General features: G+C 66.1%; 17 protein-coding genes. 7 read left to right on the forward strand and 10 right to left on the reverse strand.

All coding sequences use genetic code 11. From position 1 onward, the window contains the following. The 5 genes from KQ303_RS09715 to KQ303_RS09735 form a co-directional block, all read right to left on the reverse strand. The coding region (locus KQ303_RS09715; RefSeq protein ID WP_259730108.1) for an inositol monophosphatase family protein at nucleotides 1-806 on the reverse strand (806 nt) is incomplete at its 3' end. After that, nucleotides 803-2203, reverse strand: coding sequence for a BCD family MFS transporter (locus tag KQ303_RS09720; protein WP_259730109.1), 1401 nt, complete (start codon nucleotides 2201-2203; stop codon nucleotides 803-805). The genes KQ303_RS09720 and KQ303_RS09715, both read right to left, overlap by 4 nt. Before the next feature lie 67 nt (nucleotides 2204-2270). Then, nucleotides 2271-4025: a TolC family protein gene (locus KQ303_RS09725; RefSeq protein ID WP_399233397.1), complete on the reverse strand. Its 1755-nt coding sequence runs from the start codon at nucleotides 4023-4025 to the stop codon at nucleotides 2271-2273. Between the two features lie 68 nt (nucleotides 4026-4093). Then, nucleotides 4094-5482: a TIGR03279 family radical SAM protein gene (locus KQ303_RS09730; protein WP_259730111.1), complete on the reverse strand. Its 1389-nt coding sequence runs from the start codon at nucleotides 5480-5482 to the stop codon at nucleotides 4094-4096. 120 nt (nucleotides 5483-5602) lie between these two features. Then, nucleotides 5603-6478, reverse strand: coding sequence for an undecaprenyl-diphosphate phosphatase (locus tag KQ303_RS09735; RefSeq protein WP_255101437.1), 876 nt, complete (start codon nucleotides 6476-6478; stop codon nucleotides 5603-5605). A 255-nt stretch (nucleotides 6479-6733) separates the two neighbouring features. On the opposite strand from KQ303_RS09735, the gene KQ303_RS09740 reads away from it, so the two are divergent. The 3 genes from KQ303_RS09740 to nadB all read left to right on the forward strand — a co-directional run bounded on the left by KQ303_RS09740 (nucleotide 6734) and on the right by nadB (nucleotide 9758). Continuing rightward, nucleotides 6734-7354, forward strand: coding sequence for a DUF3120 domain-containing protein (locus KQ303_RS09740; RefSeq protein ID WP_259730138.1), 621 nt, complete (start codon nucleotides 6734-6736; stop codon nucleotides 7352-7354). Between the two features lie 198 nt (nucleotides 7355-7552). Further along, the gene (gene psbU / locus KQ303_RS09745) at nucleotides 7553-7930 is read left to right on the forward strand and encodes a photosystem II complex extrinsic protein PsbU (protein WP_094514757.1); all 378 of its coding nucleotides are present in this window, start codon (nucleotides 7553-7555) and stop codon (nucleotides 7928-7930) included. 157 nt (nucleotides 7931-8087) lie between these two features. Beyond that, nucleotides 8088-9758, forward strand: coding sequence for an L-aspartate oxidase (gene nadB, locus KQ303_RS09750; protein ID WP_399233423.1), 1671 nt, complete (start codon nucleotides 8088-8090; stop codon nucleotides 9756-9758). A 109-nt stretch (nucleotides 9759-9867) separates the two neighbouring features. On the opposite strand, the gene KQ303_RS09755 is transcribed toward nadB, so the two are convergent. Next, a complete protein-coding gene (locus KQ303_RS09755; RefSeq protein ID WP_259730113.1) occupies nucleotides 9868-10794 on the reverse strand; it encodes a vitamin K epoxide reductase family protein in 927 nt (308 codons plus the stop codon). 168 nt (nucleotides 10795-10962) lie between these two features. On the opposite strand from KQ303_RS09755, the gene rimO reads away from it, so the two are divergent. Further along, nucleotides 10963-12438, forward strand: coding sequence for a 30S ribosomal protein S12 methylthiotransferase RimO (gene rimO, locus KQ303_RS09760; protein WP_259730114.1), 1476 nt, complete (start codon nucleotides 10963-10965; stop codon nucleotides 12436-12438). Next, on the forward strand, nucleotides 12435-13652 hold the full coding sequence (locus KQ303_RS09765) for an MFS transporter (RefSeq protein WP_259730115.1): 1218 nt from the start codon (nucleotides 12435-12437) through the stop codon (nucleotides 13650-13652). Before rimO ends, KQ303_RS09765 begins: the two co-directional genes overlap by 4 nt. A gap of 52 nt (nucleotides 13653-13704) precedes the next feature. On the opposite strand, the gene KQ303_RS09770 is transcribed toward KQ303_RS09765, so the two are convergent. Continuing rightward, complete coding sequence (locus KQ303_RS09770; RefSeq protein ID WP_094514767.1) at nucleotides 13705-13797, reverse strand: cytochrome B6; 93 nt, start codon at nucleotides 13795-13797, stop codon at nucleotides 13705-13707. Between the two features lie 142 nt (nucleotides 13798-13939). Between KQ303_RS09770 and KQ303_RS09775 the strand changes: the two genes are divergently transcribed. Continuing rightward, the gene (locus KQ303_RS09775) at nucleotides 13940-15544 is read left to right on the forward strand and encodes a B12-binding domain-containing radical SAM protein (protein ID WP_094514770.1); all 1605 of its coding nucleotides are present in this window, start codon (nucleotides 13940-13942) and stop codon (nucleotides 15542-15544) included. 27 nt (nucleotides 15545-15571) lie between these two features. Here the strand turns inward: KQ303_RS09775 and KQ303_RS09780 are convergent, their stop codons facing one another. Both KQ303_RS09780 and KQ303_RS09785 read right to left on the reverse strand, forming a co-directional pair. Next, nucleotides 15572-15955, reverse strand: a complete 384-nt coding sequence (locus KQ303_RS09780) for a DUF4346 domain-containing protein (RefSeq protein WP_259730116.1) — start codon at nucleotides 15953-15955, stop codon at nucleotides 15572-15574. 16 nt (nucleotides 15956-15971) lie between these two features. After that, nucleotides 15972-17150, reverse strand: a complete 1179-nt coding sequence (locus tag KQ303_RS09785; protein ID WP_259730117.1) for a GNAT family N-acetyltransferase — start codon at nucleotides 17148-17150, stop codon at nucleotides 15972-15974. A 56-nt stretch (nucleotides 17151-17206) separates the two neighbouring features. On the opposite strand from KQ303_RS09785, the gene KQ303_RS09790 reads away from it, so the two are divergent. Then, nucleotides 17207-17656 carry a hypothetical protein gene (locus tag KQ303_RS09790; RefSeq protein WP_259730118.1) on the forward strand — a complete coding sequence of 150 codons (450 nt, stop codon included), beginning with the start codon at nucleotides 17207-17209 and terminating at the stop codon, nucleotides 17654-17656. On the opposite strand, the gene KQ303_RS09795 is transcribed toward KQ303_RS09790, so the two are convergent. Further along, nucleotides 17641-18300: a dihydrofolate reductase family protein gene (locus KQ303_RS09795; RefSeq protein ID WP_259730119.1), complete on the reverse strand. Its 660-nt coding sequence runs from the start codon at nucleotides 18298-18300 to the stop codon at nucleotides 17641-17643. The genes KQ303_RS09790 and KQ303_RS09795 overlap by 16 nt on opposite strands. Between the last annotated feature and the right edge of the window lie 11 nt (nucleotides 18301-18311).

Below are 18311 nucleotides of genomic sequence, written 5' to 3' on the forward strand. Positions count from 1 at the left end.
CCCCCCGCTTCAACCAATGCCTCCGCCCATGGCGCGAAGCGTGCCAGCTGCTCGCTATTGCTCGCCGCAAGCACGGGAAAGTCTGTGCTCGCAAGGCTTTCGCCAGCTACTAGAGGGGTGGGACTGCGTTGCAGCCACTGCAGAGAGCAGCCCAGCTCTGTAAGCACAAGCCAGGCCGCGGCCAGATCCCAGATCTTGGGCGTGGCCTCCAGAGCTGAGACGGTCTGGCCCATTGCCACGCTGACGAGGTTCAAGCTGGCCACACCGAGCAGGCGGATCTTGCCGGGAAACCTGCGGTCGGGGAGCTTCTGCAGCACGCCGATCGACCGGCTGCACAGGGACGCACAACCGGTCTGCAGCTGCTGGGTGGACGGCGGCAAGAGACGTTTGCCGTTACGCCACGCTCCCTGGCCCCGCACCGCCACGATGCGTTGTCGCAGCGGAGGGACATCAAGGAGGGCCAACACGGGAACCCCTGCCTCGAAGCGGGCCATCGAAATGGCCCAGTAAGGGATGCCCGCCGCGAAGTTGGTGGTGCCATCAAGGGGATCCACCACCCAGAACGCCTCTGTGGCAGGGACAAGATGCCTCCCCTCCTCGCTCAGCACCCCTTCGCCGGGATAGAGCTCAGCCAGGCCCTGCACCAGGGTCTCGTCACTCCAGCGATCGCAGGCGGTGATCAAGCTGCCATCGGCCTTGGCTTCGAATGCCATGTGGCCAAAATCGTTGCGTTGCCGCTCTGCCACCGCATCAAGCAGGGAGTTGAGCCGCAGCGCATCCGCCGGCAACGCGTGGGCAAAGGTCATCCGAGCTCCATGGCAAGCACCTGGGTGAGGCTGCGGCTGGTGTCCTCGCGGAACCGGTGCAGATTGACGCGGCTGAGCATCAGCAAGGCAGCCAGTGCGACCAGTGCCTCGATGCCCAGCACAAGAGCGAAGGGGGGGAAGGGTCCCTGCAAAGGGAAGAGTGCTCGACCAAGGTCGAGCAGGCCACCACCGAGCAACTTGGCGATGGCCCGGGACAATGCCTGGGCCAGGCCCCACACCCCGACAAAAGTGCCGGCCGCCTCGGGCAGGGTGAGATCAAGCATCAGGCAGAGCGCACTGTTGGTTCCGATGCCGGAAGCCAGGCCGAACAGGATCATCAGCCCTTGCAGAACTGCCACACGGGCGGTGAAGCCGGCCAGCAGCAGGAGCAATAAGGAGATCAGGATCAGTCGACAGCCAAGGCGGGCCGCCGCGAATTTGCCTAGACGCGGCACGATCCACAAACCGGCCAGGATCAGACCCACCAATGTGCCGGACCCCCAGAGCGCATTGAGCGACGCGGTGGCGGCGATGGGCATGCCGAACACATCAGCTCCATAGCTCTCCAGGATCGGGTCCTGGAGGAACAGGGCCAGGGTGAAAAGAATCAGGAAGGTGAAGAAGATCGCCACCTGCGCGCTTGATCGGATCAGACGCCAGGCCCGCGACAGGGTGATGGCGTCGTCGCGATCGGCGGCGCTGCTCAGTGATTCACCAGCCCGGGCGGGCTCGATCCCCCAGGTGGCCACGAGCGTGAGCAGGAACACCAGCCCGGCCGATCGCAGCATGAATGGCCTGAGAACCGTTTCGAGGGTGGCCCGATCTGTGATGCCATCGAGGCCGCGGAGGCTCAACGAAATGGCAATGGCACCGATCACAATGCCGATGGTGAGCATGCACCAGATGATGCTCACGGCCCGGGGGCGTTCCTGCTCCTGGGTGCGGTCGATCACCAGGGCGAGATACGGGGTGGTGGCCATCGACACCGCCAGCCCATAGAAGGCAAACAGCCCGCACAACAGCACCACCCCCAGCAGAACCCCCTGGCCGTCAGCGCTGTCCATGGCCTCCGCCAGGCGGAAGATCAAGGGAACCACCAACACCGCCAGAGCGCAGAAACAAGCGCTGCCCGCCCAGATGTAAGGCGTGCGATGCCGGCCGGCGATGGCGTGGCGATCGGAAATCTGGCCGAAAAGGATGCGCGACGGGGCAACGAACTGCTCGAAAGCCAGTGCTCCGCCCACCAACAAACCGGGGAAGCCCAGTTCGCTGAGCATGATCCGGTTCAGCAGACCGGCAAACACAACCGCGAGAAAACCGAGCGATCCCTGGAACAGACCCAACCGAATGGTGGTGACGAACGAAAGGCCTGGCGGCGCCGTCGCTGCTTGGGTCATCCGGGTGGTCGGCGACGACACCGTGACCCTATCAACGGAACCAAGTCAGCCAAAAGGGAAGTGGCGATCAGGGGGAAAGCGGTCCTGCACCACCGGGTCCTCGGACCTCCGCCTGACAGGCAGGTTGGAGCGGCTGGGGATCGATTGGAATCTGGGTGGCGGGATCGACGGCCGGCTTGACCGCTGTTAATGCCGGAGGCTTGCAGAAGGCCACCTGATCAAGGCCCGTACGACGGCGCAGTTCCGCCAAGCGCTTGTTGTAGTCGGTGACGGCGGTGGCGTACCTCACCTCCGCCTGGGTGAGGTCGCGCTGGCTGTCGACCACTTCCCGCTGGGTGGTGACGCCGGCTTGAAACCGCAGCCTGGCCAACCGCAGCGCTTCACGGGAAGAGATCACCTCCCGGGACGTGGTGGTGATGTCGCGGTTGTTCTGCAGCAGCTGATAGAAACTGGTTTCCACCTCAAAGCGGATGGCATCCCTCCGGCTGGCGAAATTGAAGCGGTTCTGCTCTGCAGCCTGCTTCTGCTGACGGAACTCGGCGGCAGCGCGTCCGCCATCGAAGAGCGTCCAGCGAAGATTCAGACCAATGGCGTTGTCAATGGAGTAAGAAAAATTGTCGAAGTTGATAGACTGACCCTCCGGGACGTTGGTCTGACCATTGCTGCGATCCCAGCCAAAGTTATTGACGATGCTTAAGAATGGCTGCGTTGAGCCGAGGGAAGCGTTGGCATTGCTGTTCGCAATCGAGATGTCGAGCAACACTTGATCGAGCTCCTCGCGGAACGCAAAAGCCGCCACGATGCTCTCCTGCAACGAGGGAATCCAGGTGGCAAGAACCCGCGCAGGCTCCTTGGCCGTCGGGGTGATGTCTTGAGGGAGGTCGAGCAGAGCGGCCAGGCTGCGGCGGGCAATCGCCTGGGAGGACAACTGGTTGGTGAGTAGCTGCTGGTCGCGGGCAAGCTGGGTTTCAGCCTGAAGCACATCCAGCTTGGTAGAGACACCCGCTTGGAACCGTGCACGAGCATCCTTAAGGCTGACGAGGGAGGCCCGCACAGACTCCTGACCGATCCTCACACCCTCGTCGGTGAGCTGAAGGTCGAAATAAGCCTGGGCAGCCTGCAAACGAAGATCTCGTAGAGCAATCAGGTATTGGTTCTGCGCTTTCTCGAAGGAATCGCGTGCTGCGGAAATCTGGGGAACCCGCTGCGGATTGATCAGATCCCAATTGATGCCGATATTCATCGAGGCACCGATCCGAGCACCAATGGTGGCACCGGTAGGAGCAAACAGTCCGGTGGCGGAGTTCTGGAAGCTGTAGCTATTACGGAGTGACGGGAAGTTGTTCTGGGTGGTGAGGTTGATTGTGGGATACCAGGCCGATATCTGAGCCCTGAGATTGGACTGCGCCTGCTCAACCTGTGACGCCACTGCCTTGAGGTTGGGGTTGTTCACCTCTGCCAGGGTTTCCACCTCCTGCAGGCCCAATGGACGGAGCTGCTGGATTCTCACTTGGGAAGGAAGATCCGGGAGTGCAAGCGGCGGCGGGGCAACCAACGGTTGCAGCGCTTCGGGCAACTGGCGAGCCGCCGGTGCAAGCACCGAGGGATCGGACCGCGGGCGCTCCCCCTTCAACTCGGTAGCCGTGGGCAGGGCGCCAGAGCCGGCAGTGGAAGGCTGGGCAGGAGACGGAGCAGTGCCCGCAGCCTTGGAGCTTGGCTCAGCGGTGGTGGTGGGTTTCTGAGCAGTGGTGTCTGGGCCAGAAGAAAGGACTGGGGTGCTCTGTGCGAGCGATGGACGGGCGCCCAGCGGAAGGAACACCATCCCTGCCAGAGCACACGAAGCAAGGAGGGAGGGGCGCACGCGTCGTGAGACCTGATAACCAGCTGAGTTTAAGGAGGATGGGCAAGAGCGCCGACGCAGGCAGACACGAAATCATCTGCCCCATCCACGACCCGGATCGGCACCCCCAGACGGTCTTTGATCACACAAAGGGGGAGGTCGTCGAGGAACACCGGCTCTCCCTGCCGCAGCATCACCCCGGGTAGCAGAAGCATGTCGCCGAGATCCGCCCCGGCCAGCCCCGCCAACAAATCAGAACCCGTTAGCAGGCCGGTGACCACCAGATCCTGCCCCCAGTAGGGGCTGGGCAGGCCGAACAACTGCAACGTCAACCCCTGCACTGCGTTGAGCCGCTCCACCACAGGCGAGAGCGCACCGGCCACAAGTCCACCCACCACCCAACTGACACGCCGTGGAACGGCGAGGCGCTTCGGCAGGGAGGTGGTGGCCCGATCCAGCGCTTCGAGGAAGGCGCGAATGCTGCCGACGCCGTTTTCCTGCTGCGGCAGATCCTCGTAGTTGAGGCGCTCCGGCAGCGGCTGACCTGCCATCAGGTACCACTCATCGGACAGCCAGGCGAAACGAGTGTCGAGCTGCTGCTGGAAACCCTGCTGCAGGCGCTCCACCAAGGCGATCACCCTCCCGGCACAGGCAGGATCAACAGGCCTGAGGCCATCACCACTGGGGCGGAAGCGGGTGAGGCCAACAGGCACGACTGCGGCAGAGAGCACGGCAGGCCAGGACCCCGACGCAAACCCCGCCAGATCCTTGAGGGTGCGCTCGAGGGCAGGGCCATCGTTCAGGCCAGGGCAGACGACCACCTGGGCATGGATCTGGAGGCGACGTTCGGCGAACCAGACGAGCTGTTCCAGCAGCAAGCCCGCACGTGGATTCACCAACAGGCGGCTGCGCAGAGCCGGATCGGTGGCGTGGACGGAGACGAACAACGGCGACAGCCGCTGCTGTTCGATCCGCTCCCAATCGGCAGCAGTGAGGTTGGTGAGGGTGAGGTAGGAGCCGTAGAGAAAGCTGAGGCGGTAATCGTCGTCCTTGAGGTAGAGGCTGCCGCGACGCCCCGGCGGCTGCTGGTCGATGAAGCAGAAGGGGCAGTGGTTGTTGCACTGCCGCAGGCCATCAAACAGCGCCTCGGTGAAGCCGAGCCCAAGCCCCTCATCAGCCTCCTTCTCCAGCTCCACCCGATGACGCTCGCCGCCAGGATCCTCCACTTCAAGCACCAGCTCCTCTTCGCCCACCAGTACCTGCAGATCGATCAGGTCGCGTGGACGCACTCCATTGATGCTCAGCAGCCGATCACCGGGTTGGAAGCCCAGGTCTTCGCCGATCGAACCGGGCTCCACAGTGGCCACAACGGCGGGCTGGGGCTGACGGCCCGGGGTGGCATCGGCCAACGCCAGGCCGGCGGATGGTTCGTTCCACATCGGGCGGTGGGCATCAGGCTCCAGTGTGGAACCCAGCAGGCGGGGCTGGTGGGCCTGGTCGCAAGGGCCCTGCTGGGCACGCGGGGCTGCTCTGTGCAGCAACGCTCCTGCCAGCTGCCTTCAATTGAGCAAGGCCGGGGCTGCCTGACGAGCCCAGACCAGCAGTGCGACGCCGAAAACGAGCCGGTAGGCCACGAACACCCAGGTGCTGTGGGCCTGAAGGAAACGGAGCAACCAGGCGATCGCCAGCCAGGACACCACCGCCGCCGAGAGGATTCCGACCAGCAAAGGCAGAGGGCCCAGCGAGGCGCTGGCGGCAAACGCCGACTTCAGCTCCACCAGCCCGGCCAGGGTGATCGCCGGTATGCCGAGCAAAAACGAGAAGCGCGCGGCGGCAGGGCGCTGCCAGCCATCGAACAGCGAGGCCGTGAGGGTGCTGCCGGATCGGGACACGCCGGGGATGATGGCGAGCATCTGGGCAAGCCCGACCACCAGGCCATCAACGGGACGCACCTGGGGCAGTTCCTTGCGGCGACGGCCGACCACTTCGGCACAGGCCAGCAACAGCGCCATCACGATCGAGACGATCGCAATCGAGGGGATGCTGCGCAGCACGGAGGTTTCGTAGCCGCTCCAGAAGCGCTTGATGGCGCTGCCGGCCGCCACGATCGGCAAGGTTCCAACGGCCATGGCCAGTCCAAGTCGGGCGGACGGATCACGCCATTGCCCATGGCGGAAGGCCCGGGACATCCCCACCGCCACATCCAGCAGATCGCGGCGAAAGTAGAGCACCACGGCGGTAATGCTGCCGAGCTGGATCACGGCCGTGACGGCGACGCCGGGATCACCCCAACCCAGCAGCACGGGCACGACCTTGAGGTGGGCGGTGCTGCTGATCGGCAGGAATTCGGTCAGTCCCTGGACCACGCCCAGCACAAGGGCCTGCCAGCAGGCCTCCAGCAGTCCCGGTGCCTGGGACGGAAGGACAGGAGGCATGGGGACGGTCGTCAGGACATGACGTGACCTTATGGCGGGCGGCTCCCGCCAGCCACCCAGCAATCCCCTAAGGTTGGCAACCTTTCTTCATACGTGCAGGTGCCCGGGGTTTCGCTCTACCTTGCCCGCGTCTCAACCCTGGAGCGATCCCCCGAGGTGGTTCTGGCTGTACCACTGTCATCGGGGGCCACCTGGCCAGCGAAGCACGCCCCTGCCACGCGCGAGCTGGGCTGGCTCCTGCCGGTCGCCGTGGGGATGCTCGTGGCCCTGCCGGTGTTTTTGCAGGCGCCATGGGTGCGGTTGCATCCCACCAGCGCCACCGCCTTCACAACCGTGCTGCTGAGCGCCGGGCTGTTGCTCGGTTGGCGCGGCCAGGGCCAGTGGCGCGAACTGGGCGGCGTGCTGGTGGGCTTCAGCGGCAGCTGGCTGGCTGGTTGTCTGTTCTGGGGGTGGTTCCGTCTGCACCCGGCCTGGCATCTGCCGGTCGAAGCCTTCGCTGTGCCGATCGCCTGGGCCGGACTCTCGACCCGCTGGCGCAGCGCCGGGGCTTTCTACCTCGCCTCCCTGCTGGGAACGGCCTGCACGGATGGCGCCATGCTGCTCACGGGCGTGATGCCCCTCTGGCCCCAGGTGCTTCAGGCACCAGCCGAGCAGGCCCCCGAGCTGCTGCGCAAAGCCGCGGAGCTCGTGTTGCAGCCGCTGGCGCTGATCGAAATCGCCACGATCGCCACCGGGCTGATCCTGCTTGGGCGGCGCTGGTGGCCGCAGGGAGCCAGTGGTCGGGTGGCGGCAGCCGCCTTGATCACCACCCTCGCGGTTGATGGGCTTTTCCTGGGTGCAGCGCTGTTGAGCCCGCACCTGAGCGGACTGATCTGATCCCACCTGCTGAGCGGCTCCGGCTGGGCCTTTCAAGCAGGGCCAAGGCCAGGGAGCTCTGATCTGGAGCGAAGCCTCCCGCCCGTTCATGGGCCGATTGAAGAACTGCAAAAGCCAGGGGGCTGCGGTGCAGGGATCGCAGTGGGCCGCTGTAGCGTTGCCGCGGTGCCGACCGGCTGCCTCAAAAGGAGATTTTCGATGAAACGGGTGGTTGCCTGGCTGATGAGTGGTGTGCTTCTTGCGGGCCTGCTGATGGCCATGGCTCTGCCCCCTGCGGCCTTCGCTGATGCCCCGCGCAACGTGGCGGACGACAAGATCGCCGCTGCCGTCGGGAAGGTGGACCTCAACAACTCTCCGGTCCGTAGCTTCCAGCAATTCCCTGGGATGTACCCCACGCTGGCCGGCAAGATCGTGCTGGGCGGCCCTTACGAATCCATTGACGACGTGCTCAGCCTTGACCTCACGGAGCGCCAGAAGGAGCTGTTTGAGAAGTACCGCGATAACTTCACAATCACTCCTCCTTCCATTGCCCTCAACGAAGGCTTTGACCGCATCAACAATGGTGTCTACCGCTGATCCAGCTCTCTTCTGATTCCCATCTGGCCGCCGGGGTTCATCCGGCGGCTTTTTTGTCGTTCCGTTGACTGCATCGACCCCCAGGCCGTCGTCTTTCCAGCCACCGCTGGCGACCACCTGGGATGTGGTGGTGGTCGGCGGGGGCGCTGCCGGCCTGATGGCCTGCCTGGAGCTGCCGAGTGAACTGAGGGTGCTGCTGCTCAGCAAAGAGCGGGGCCCGCGCTCTGCAAGCCGCTGGGCGCAGGGGGGTATCGCCGCCGTGACACGCCCCGAGGACAGCTTTGCCAGCCACCGGGAGGACACACTCAAGGCCGGTGCAGGGCTCTGTGATCCTGCGGCCGTGGAGTTGCTCGTTCATGAAGCCCCCCGCTGCGTGGAACGCTTGCTCCAGCTGGGGATGGATTTCGATCGGGATGGCGCCAGCCTCAGCACAACACTTGAAGCAGCCCACAGCCATCGCCGCGTGCTGCACGCCCAGGACCGTACCGGCGGCGCCCTGGTGGATGCGTTGGAGCGAGCGGTTGAGCGGCGTGCCCTGCTGGTGCGTTGCCAGGGGGTGATGGCGCTGCAGCTCTGGGTCGAAGCCGGCCGTTGCCAGGGGCTGCAGGTGCTGGAGGGCGACCAGGTGCGCTGGCTGCGTGCTGGGGCCGTGGTGTTGGCCAGTGGCGGCGGCGGACATCTGTTCGAGAAAACCACCAATCCCAGCCAGGCCACCGGCGACGGCGTGGGCATGGCCTGGAGGGCGGGAGCCCAGGTGCGTGACCTGGAGTTCGTTCAGTTCCACCCCACGGCGCTGATGCTCCCCGGCGCTCCTCACTTCCTGATCTCTGAGGCCGTGCGGGGTGAAGGCGCCAAGCTGCTCGACAGGCAGGGCCGCAGCCCGGTGCGCGCCCTGGCGGGCGGGGATCTGGCGCCTCGCGACCAGGTCAGCCGGGCGCTGGTGCGCACGATGCACGAGCAAGGTGTGGACCATCTCTGGCTCGATCTGCGCCCCATCGGCGGCGCACGGATGGAGAAGCAGTTCCCCACGATCCTGGCCCGTTGCCGCCAACTGGGCCTTGAACCGGCCGATACACCGATCCCGATCGCACCTGCGGCCCACTACTGGATGGGAGGCGTCAGCACTGACCTCAACGCCGCCACCAGCCTTACTGGCCTGTATGCCGTGGGGGAAGTGGCCTGTACGGGGGTGCATGGGGCCAACCGACTCGCGAGCAACTCGCTGATGGAATGTCTTGTGTTCGCCCGCCAGTTGAGCCGGATCCAGCTGAACGACACCTTCACGGCACCGCGCCCTGTTACTGCACGAAGTGGAGCTCCTGGGGCGATGTTGTTCTCCGGATCTGTGGGAAGCTTCGGGGGCAACGGGGCCGGGCCCGCCGGCGTGAGCCCCGAGCTAAGCCGCAGTGTGAGCGCTGAAACGATTGCCGCTCAGGTGGCGTCGCTGCGACGCCACTGCTGGCGGGTGGCCGGCGTTGAGCGACGCGGTACGGCCCTGCGTCAGGGCCTGGCGGCGATCCAGGAGCAACGCAGCGCGATGGAGAGGCTGGCTCTGCTGGCCGAGGTGGCGCAGCTGGCGCCTTCAGATCAGCTGGAACTTCCCGCTGACCAGCTGGGGCTGATCCGACCGCTGCAGGATCTGCTGCGGCAGCTGGAACTGGGAGAGCTGTTGATGGAGGCCGCCCTCTTTCGCACCGAAAGCAGGGGGGGGCATTTCCGCACCGATTGCCCCGGCTCCCAACCCTTCTGGCAACGCCACACCGTGCAGCAGCAGGGGCAGACGATCAGCACGGCGCCACTGGCGAAGGCCCTGGCCTTTGGCTCCTAGCTGTTCAGCCCCTGGCCTCAGCACCTCGAGCTTCAGGGACAGCAAGGGGAGCTTTGCTTTGGGGACAGCTCAGCAGTTGGTGGGCGGAGCCACCGCTCAGAAGTTAGGATCAAAAGTCAGTCGGTCCGGTGTAGCCAGAGGCATTGGCAAGGCCGGCGAGCGGCTTCACGCCGGATGTGATCTGGCCGCGGATCTCCCAGGAGGGGAAGCCCTGCACATTCTTCTCCTTGCAGAGGGCGGTCTGGCTGTTGGCGCCATCGGGGGCGCACTCAATGATGGTGAGCGATTTGGTCGCCTCCTTTCCGAACAGCTCCTTCTGCTCGTGGCAGTGGGGGCACCAGTAGGCCGAATACATCACCGCTCCCTCCGCCTTCAGGTGCTTGGCGAGGGCGATCGTGGCCGCCGTGCTGGGCCTGACCACTTCGGGGGGCATGCCCTGGGTGCTGAGGGCAGCCGGACGGTCGACTGAGGCGGCCCAGCCGAGGCCCGCCAGACCCACCACCAGCAGCACCAGCACACCGCGGAACACCAGCTGGCCAGGATCCTCCCAATCACCACCGATCAGGCTGAGCACCAAGGCTGAAACACTCAGCAGCGCGGAAAGCACGCAGAAGAAACAGAAGGCCTGGATCTTGAAGATCAGCAGGCCCATCAGCACCAGGCTGAACACCGACATGGCGCCGCTCAGCAGGAACAGGCCCCACCAGCTGCGACTCTGCAGGTCGCTGCCACGCTCGCCGCGCACCACCAGCGGCACCACGGCCAGCAGCAGCAAGGCCGCGTAGGCCAGAAAACCGAACAGGGAGAGGGGTTGGCCGAACAGGCTGCCCCAGACGCTGCTGAGCACCTTGTCGCAGCCATCCCCACCACCAGGACAGCTGAGGGGGCCGATCAGGCCCCAGCGCTTGAGGGTGATGGCACCGGTATCAATCACACCGACCGTGGCCAGCACGGCAATGGCCACCCGCGCCCAGCGGCTGCCGGCTTCACCGCGGCGACGGCTAGTGAGTCGGCTGGTAAGACGGGAGGGGGTCAAAGAACTGACGCACGCTTCAGCGATTGTGGCAGCTTCCGTTTCGGGGCGCCCACCGGCGGGCTGGAGGTCACCACCCGCCCATCTGAGCGCGGGGCGTGTGCCGGGGAACGGCTCTTCTCCCATAGGGTGTTCCATTGGCCCTTCGACGGCCCCGGTCTTCCCTCCCCCATGCGCCAAGCCGCCGTCAGGGCCGGCATCGATTCCTCGCTGGTCGGTTCCGCCCCTTCCCTCGCTCCGGATTCGCCGGCCGGCGCTCCTGTCGAGGCCAGCCGTCCGCCCACCGTGGCCTTCGCGCACCTCGGCTGCGAAAAGAACCGGGTGGACACCGAGCACATGCTCGGCCTGCTGGCAGAAGCCGGCTATGGCGTCAGCGCCGATGAGAGCGAGGCCTCGGTGGTGGTGGTGAACACCTGCAGCTTCATCCAGGACGCCCGGGAGGAATCAGTACGCACCTTGGTGGAGCTGGCTGAGCAGGGCAAGGAGCTGATCATCGCGGGCTGTCTGGCCCAGCACTTCCAGGAGGAACTGCTGGATGCCCTGCCGGAAGCCAGGGCGATCGTGGGCACCGGCGACTATCAGCACATCGTGGAGGTGCTGCGGCGGGTGGAGGCAGGCGAACGGGTGAACCGGGTGAGTGCCACCCCCACCTTTGTGGCCGATGAGCACCTGCCCCGATATCGCACCACCTCAGAGGCGGTGGCTTACCTGAAGGTGGCCGAAGGCTGCGACTACCGCTGCGCCTTCTGCATCATTCCCAAGCTGCGCGGCGATCAGCGCTCCCGCACGATCGAGTCGATCGTGGCGGAAGCGCAGCAACTGGCGGCTCAGGGGGTGAAGGAGCTGATCCTGATCAGCCAGATCACCACCAATTACGGCCTCGACCTCTACGGGCGTCCGCAGCTGGCGGAGCTGCTGCGCGCCCTCGGCGAGGTGGAGATTCCCTGGATCCGCGTGCACTACGCCTACCCCACGGGCCTGACGCCCCCGGTGCTCGCCGCCTACCGGGACGTGGCCAACGTGCTGCCCTACCTGGATCTCCCCCTGCAGCACAGCCATCCGGACGTGCTCCGAGCCATGAACCGCCCCTGGCAGACGAATGTGAACGGCGACCTGCTGGATCGCATCCGCGAGCTGCTGCCCGAGGCGGTGCTGCGCACCACCTTCATCGTGGGCTTCCCAGGCGAAACCGAGGAGCACTTCGAGCACCTGCTCCACTTCGTGACCACGCAGCGCTTCGATCACGTGGGGGTGTTCACCTTTTCGCCCGAGGAGGGAACGGCGGCCGCCGATCTGCCCGATGCCGTGCCCGCCGCCGTGGCCCAGGAGCGCCGCAACCGGCTGATGGAAGCGCAGCAGCCGATCGCCGCCGAACGCAACGGCGCCTGGGTGGGGCGGATCGTCGATGTGCTGATCGAGCAGGAGAACCCTGCCACCGGCGAACTGATCGGGCGTTGCGCCCGCTTCGCGCCCGATGTGGATGGCGATGTGCGGGTGAAGCCGGGCGAGGGCGGCCTGACCGCCTCCCCGGGCCAGATGGTGCCCGTGCGGATCACCGCGGCCCATCCCTACGACCTGGATGGGGAAGTGGTGGGCTCGGCGGCAATGGTGCTTCAGGCCCGAGCCTCGCGCGGCAGCAGCGATTGAAGAGCTGGATCCGGCGGCATCAACGCACCACCTTCCTGATCGCTTCAGGGTTGAGCACGGCCGGATCCTTCGCCGGCATCACGGCCAAGGCCTGGATCCTGATGGACGGCACACGCAACCCCTTGCTGCTGGCCGTCAATTTCGCGGCGCTGGCCCTGCCCAGCCTGCTGGTGAGCGGCCCGGCCGGGGTGCTCACCGACCGCCTCGGCAGTGAGCGGATCCTGGTGCTGTCCCAGTGGGGGCTGGTGGGCGGCGCTGCCCTCGGGGCGATCACCATTCCCCTGCTCACCGGCACAGCCCAGGTGGCACTGTTGATGCTGAGCACGCTCGTGGTGGGGCTCGCCAGCGCCTTTGAGCTCACGGCGCGCCAGAAGTACTGCGCCCTGCTGGTGGAGGAGCCCCAGCAGCTGGCCCCCTATCTGGCCAGTTTCGCGGTGGTCTTCAACGTGGGGAAGCTGGTGGGTCCACCGGTGGGAGGCATGTTGCTCGCCCTGAGTGGTCCGACGGCCACGCTCACGATCGATGCCGCCTCCTATCTGCTGCCGATCGCCACGGTGGTGTGGTTGCTGGCACCGCACCGGGACGCGGAGCAGCGCAGTGGCGGTGGTTCGGGCTCCAGCCTGGGAACTGCCTGGCGGGAGTGCGGGTCGCCGCTGCGCCACGTGCTGGTGTTCACCGGGCTGGCCTGCCTGGCGGTGTTCTTCCATCCGGGGCTGGCCCCATTGATCGCCGCAGAGGTGCTGGGGCCAAGCCCCCAGGAGCTCGGCCTGTTCACCAGCGTGCTGGCGGCCGGCAGCATCTGCGGAGGATTGCTGCTGCAGCGCCACAGCGCCTGGCTCAGCCGCCGCCCTTCCCTGCTGCTGGGTGGCGCCACACTGCTCACGGCCCTAGGCCAATTGCTGATGGCCGCGCCGCTGGGCAGCGGCTTCCACCTGCTCACCACCTTCCTGATCGGTGCCGGTACCGCCTGCCTGCTGGCAGGGAGCAGCCTGATCACGCAGGTGGCAGCCCCGGTGGTGCTGCGCGGCCGCATGGCCGGGCTGGCTCAGATCGCCTTTCTTGGGGGTGGGGGCCTCAGCGGTCTGCTGGCCGCGGCCCTCAGCCTGCGGGTGGGACTGCCCGCCACATTCGCCCTGATGGGGTCGGTGGGACTCACACTTGCCGTGCTGGAACTGGCCCGAGGTCGGGGACGGCTGCTGCTCCAGGAGGCCTGAGGGGCCTCAGAGCCGCTGACTGCCTTGAGCTGCTGAAGGCTGTGGTGTCGCCTCAGATCAGCTTGATGCCGCGCAGCACGGTGGTAAGCGCGAAGGCGGTGACCAGACCACCAGCCACGAGACCCAGATACAGCGCAATGCCCATGGCGATGGATGCGAAATCGTCCACCCATTAGAGCAGAACAAGCCTTCTTCCTTGAGGAGCCCCTAGGGTGGCTGCTACTCACGGCAGTTCCCTGCCGCCTCCAGCGGCGTGGGTTTCGTGTCTCCCCCTCACCCGGAACGGCATGCGCGCCCTGCTCATCTACCCGGAATTTCCCAAGACCTTCTGGAGCTACGAGAAGATCCTCGAGCTCGTCAATCGGAAGGTTCTGCTTCCCCCACTCGGCATGGTGACTGTGGCGGCCCTGTTGCCGCAGCACTGGGAGTTCAAGCTGGCCGACCGCAACGTGCGCGAGGTGACCGAGGCTGAGTGGGCCTGGGCCGAGCTGGTGATCATCTCGGGGATGATCGTGCAGAAGGCCGACATGGCCACCCAGATTGCCAAAGCCAAGCAGCGGGGCCTGCCGGTGGCCGTGGGCGGCCCCTTCGCCAGCTCCACACCCGACGCACCTGAGCTCGATCTCGCCGACTTCAAGGTGCTTGACGAGGGGGAGATCACCCTGCCGATGTTCATCGAGGCGATCGAAAGCGGCGCCTCCAGTGGCCGGTTCAGCTCCAACGGCGAGAAGCCGGATGTGACCGGCACGCCGATCCCGCGCTTTGACCTGCTTGAGCTGGATGCTTACGACTCCATGTCGGTGCAGTTCTCGCGGGGCTGCCCATTCCAATGCGAGTTCTGCGACATCATCGTGCTGTATGGGCGCAAGCCACGCACCAAGACCCCGGAACAACTGATCGCCGAACTTCAGTTCCTCTACGACCTGGGCTGGCGGCGTTCGATCTTCCTGGTGGATGACAACTTCATCGGCAACAAACGCAATGCCAAATTGTTGCTGCCTGCACTCAAGCAGTGGCAGATCGAACATGACTACCCCTTCAGCTTTGCCACTGAAGCCTCTGTCGATCTCGCCTCCGACGAGGAGATGATGCAGATGATGGCGGAGAGCCGCTTCGACAGCGTGTTCCTGGGCATCGAAACACCGGACGAAGCCAGCCTTGAAACGGCGCGAAAACTCCAGAACACCCGGAGTTCTCTGGAGGAGTCCGTCGACAGGATCACCTCGTATGGCATCCGGGTGATGGCTGGCTTCATCATCGGTTTCGATGGTGAAAAGACCGGCGCCGGCCAGCGCATCGTGGAGTTCGTGACTCGCACCGGTATCCCCGCCGCGATGATGGGCATGCTCCAGGCCCTGCCGAACACCGGGCTATGGCACCGGCTGGAGAAGGAAGGCCGTCTGATTCAGGACAAAGCCGCCGCCAAGGGCGTGAACCAGACAAACCTGCTCAACTTCGTGCCCACCCGGCCGATCCGTGACATCGCCAATGAATACGTCGATGCGTTCTGCGCGCTCTACGAGCCCAATGCCTACATGGACCGGGTGCACAGCTACTACCTCAAGGTAGGGGCGCCGCGCTGGCATCAGTTCCTGCGACCGTCGACAGGGTTGCCCAAACTTCCCGCCATGAGTGACGTGCGCGCCCTGAGCATCGTGGTGTGGAGGCAAGGCATCAGGCGCAACACCCGCACCCGCTTCTGGCGCTACATGCTCGACATCGCCCGTCGCAATCCGAGCCAGCTTGAGCAGTTCCTGGTGGTGCTGGCCCACAACGAGCACTTCCTGGAATATCGCAGCGTTGTGACGATGGAGATCCAAGAGCAGCTCAAGACACTGCCGCCCGAACTCCCTCCCGCCACCAGCGTGGAGAAGGAGCTGCAGCCCGCCTGAACTCCGGCAGGCTTCCCCCCCAGGGCTTCAATCCTGAACATACGGAAGCCCGCTGCGGAGGCAGGCTTCCGCCTTCTGCAGTTCGCGCCCGATATAGAGGGCGTGGTCGAGGCGACTGAGCGGCAACGGTTCCGTGCTTTCAGTGAGCCGGATGCCGAGTTCCTTGGCGCTCCGGCCCCGGTAGGTGGCCACTGGCGTGCGCGACCCGTTGCCGCGGCAGCTCAGCACCTCACCGGTGTCGGGGTCGGTGGCGAGGCCGCGATCATCGATGCCGTTGCTGTAGTGCTCGGCCACCAACTCACCAGCCACGGCATCCACCTTGATCAGGAAGTAGCCGGCGGGATCGAGGGCGATGGAGCGCTGCGACAGCCGGTCATCGAGGCTGTCACGCTCGCTGAGGAGAGTGTTCATCGGCTGATCGTAGGAATCAGGCCGCTGCCAGGGGCAACTCCCGCCGACAGAACGGCAGCTCCGCGTTGACGGCTTCGATCTCCTCCAGCAGCTGGGCGTTGGCCTGCGGCAGCCACTGGCGCACGAGGCGGTCGAAGCGGGGGTCGCTCCAGCGGTGCAGGCTGGCCCGCGGCTGAGCCACGAAGCCGCGGCGGCGCTTGTGGCTGCCGCCCGCACCGGGATCGAACCAGCGCAGACCCTGACCGATCGCCCACTCGATCGGGGCGTAGTAGCAGACATCGAAGTGCAGGTTCTCGATCTCCTCGTTGCTGCCCCAGTAGCGGCCCCACAGCCCTTCCTGGCTGCGGACGCACAGGGACATCGCCACCGGCACCAGCGGATCGCCGCGGTGGGCGCTGAACAGGACAAGGTCGTGGCGGAGGTGTTCGGCGGCGTAGCAGAAGAACTCCTCGGTGAGGTATTTGCTGCCCCAGGCCCCCCAGCGGGCGCAGTGCTGCTCATAGAAGCCATGCATGCGCTCCAGCATCACCGCCGGGATCTCCTCTCCCACCAGTGGGCTCACCGTGAGGCCGGCGTCTGCCACGGCGCGGCGCTCACGGCGGATGTTGCGCCGCTGGTTGGCATTGAAGCCGAGCAGATAGTCGTCGAAGCTGGCGAAACCGGGGTTGCTCCAGAGGCTCTGCTGGTTGAGCCAGGTGGCCCAGCCCGCGGCCTCCGCCAGCGGTTGCCAGCTCGGATCGACGTACAGCAGGTTGCAGCTCAACAGCCGCTGCTCCCGGCAGAAGTGATCGATCTCCTCGAGCATCAGGCGGGTGAGCGCGGCCTCGTCTTCGCCGGGGGCCATGTGAAAGCGGTACCCCTGCACCGGGCTCACCGGGCTCATCCCCACCAGCTTGGGGTAGTAGCGCAGGCCCATCTGTCCTGCGAGCTGCGCGAAGGATTGGTCGAAAACGAACTCCCCGTAGCTGTGGCCCTTCAGGTAGAGCGGCGCCAGGGCCACCAGCGCGTCGCCGCGCCACACCCCCAGATGGCAGGGTTGCCATCCTTGACGGGGAACGATGCTGCCGGAGGCCTCCAGACCATGCAGCCAGCGCCAGCTGAAGAAGGGGATCCCGGCAGCGCCGCAGAGTTCCTGCCACTGGATTTCGCTGAGCCCGGCCGTGGAGGGGTGCCAGCGGGTCTCAAGTTCAGCCATGCCGCCGGACCACGCTCGTGCATCGCGCCGGACGCAAAACTAACCACAGGAGCCGGATGACGGTGCGCCACCGAACCATCAAGGGTCATCCCCTGGCCAGGCTGTTGGGGCTGGGCCTGCTCGTTGCCACCGCCGGCAGCGGCCAGCCGGCGCAGGCGAGCCTGCTGCAGCCCCTGCTGCTGCTGATGCGTCCCCAGCTGGAGAACCGGCTGGCCGATTTGTGTGTGCGCCTGGGCGCAGGGGGCGAGGCCAGGCTGGAGCAGAGCCTGCGCCAACCCTGCCGCCAGCTGGCAGGGCCCGTGAGCACCTGCCTGATCCGGGAATCAGAAGCCACCGGTCGTACCCTGGGGGTGATCACCGAAATGGTGGGAGGCCGCTTCGGCGACGACAGCGAGGTGGTGGCGAAGCGCTGCGCCGCCAGGCTGCTGGGCCTGCCGCCCGAAAGCCTGAAGGATGTGTCGCTGGAGGATCTCGGGCGCCGCTTCAGCTCTCAGGGTTCCCCCTGATGGGAGGCCAGGGGAGCTGTGCGCCGGTAGCGCAACAGCAGTTCCCCGCCACCGAGGTCGCGGTGCTCCAACAGCTCCCAGGCCGAAGCCGCGCCGGGCGCCGCCGCCGGCAGCCAGCTGTGGGTCCCGCCCAGCAGGAGCGGGCACAGGGTGAGGTGCAGCTCGTCCACCAACTGGGCAGCCAGCAAGGCTCCCGCCAGTTCGGCACCCCCGAGCAACACCAGACGCTCCAGCCCCAGGGCGCGCAGCTCCGCCAGACAGGCGGGCCAGTGGCGCAGCTGCAGACGGCGCTCAAAGCCGGCAGGCAACGGCGCCAGCGGCTGAGCTGGGCCGGCGGCCTGCAGCAGCCAACGGCTCAGCGGCTGGCTGAAAAACGGCAACGAGGGCTCGAGCTGGCCGCTGCGGCTCACCACCACGGCCAGCGGCTGCGGTGAACGGCCCTGGGCGGCGCGCCGGGCCAGCAAGCCGGGCTCGCGGATCAGACAGGTGCTGCCGTGCACACGCAAGGTGCGGGCTCCAATCAGGCAGCCATCAGCCCAGCCGAGGGACTCTTCCAGCACAGCGCGATCGCCGGAACCGCCGAGCTGGGCAGCACCGCCCCCGGCGGGAGCCAGGCGGCCATCAAGGCTGATTGCCAGCACCAACCGCAGCTGGG

It is taken from the genome of Synechococcus sp. CS-1333, from assembly GCF_025128015.1.
GTDB lineage: Bacteria > Cyanobacteriota > Cyanobacteriia > PCC-6307 > Cyanobiaceae > MW101C3.

What these genes read in the sequence shown, in the direction of transcription:
- psbU (WP_094514757.1), top strand. Translation starts at nt 7,553, where the DNA reads ATGAAACGGGTGGTTGCCTGGCTGATGAGTGGTGTGCTTCTTGCGGGC.
- KQ303_RS09720 (WP_259730109.1), bottom strand. Translation starts at nt 2,203, where the DNA reads ATGACCCAAGCAGCGACGGCGCCGCCAGGCCTTTCGTTCGTCACCACC.
- KQ303_RS09790 (WP_259730118.1), top strand. Translation starts at nt 17,207, where the DNA reads ATGACGGTGCGCCACCGAACCATCAAGGGTCATCCCCTGGCCAGGCTG.
- KQ303_RS09770 (WP_094514767.1), bottom strand. Translation starts at nt 13,797, where the DNA reads ATGGGCATTGCGCTGTATCTGGGTCTCGTGGCTGGTGGTCTGGTCACC.
- KQ303_RS09725 (WP_399233397.1), bottom strand. Translation starts at nt 4,025, where the DNA reads ATGGTGTTCCTTCCGCTGGGCGCCCGTCCATCGCTCGCACAGAGCACC.
- KQ303_RS09780 (WP_259730116.1), bottom strand. Translation starts at nt 15,955, where the DNA reads ATGAACACTCTCCTCAGCGAGCGTGACAGCCTCGATGACCGGCTGTCG.
- KQ303_RS09740 (WP_259730138.1), top strand. Translation starts at nt 6,734, where the DNA reads ATGCTCGTGGCCCTGCCGGTGTTTTTGCAGGCGCCATGGGTGCGGTTG.
- rimO (WP_259730114.1), top strand. Translation starts at nt 10,963, where the DNA reads ATGCGCCAAGCCGCCGTCAGGGCCGGCATCGATTCCTCGCTGGTCGGT.
- nadB (WP_399233423.1), top strand. Translation starts at nt 8,088, where the DNA reads ATGGCCTGCCTGGAGCTGCCGAGTGAACTGAGGGTGCTGCTGCTCAGC.
- KQ303_RS09785 (WP_259730117.1), bottom strand. Translation starts at nt 17,150, where the DNA reads ATGGCTGAACTTGAGACCCGCTGGCACCCCTCCACGGCCGGGCTCAGC.
- KQ303_RS09735 (WP_255101437.1), bottom strand. Translation starts at nt 6,478, where the DNA reads ATGCCTCCTGTCCTTCCGTCCCAGGCACCGGGACTGCTGGAGGCCTGC.
- KQ303_RS09775 (WP_094514770.1), top strand. Translation starts at nt 13,940, where the DNA reads ATGCGCGCCCTGCTCATCTACCCGGAATTTCCCAAGACCTTCTGGAGC.
- KQ303_RS09730 (WP_259730111.1), bottom strand. Translation starts at nt 5,482, where the DNA reads ATGTGGAACGAACCATCCGCCGGCCTGGCGTTGGCCGATGCCACCCCG.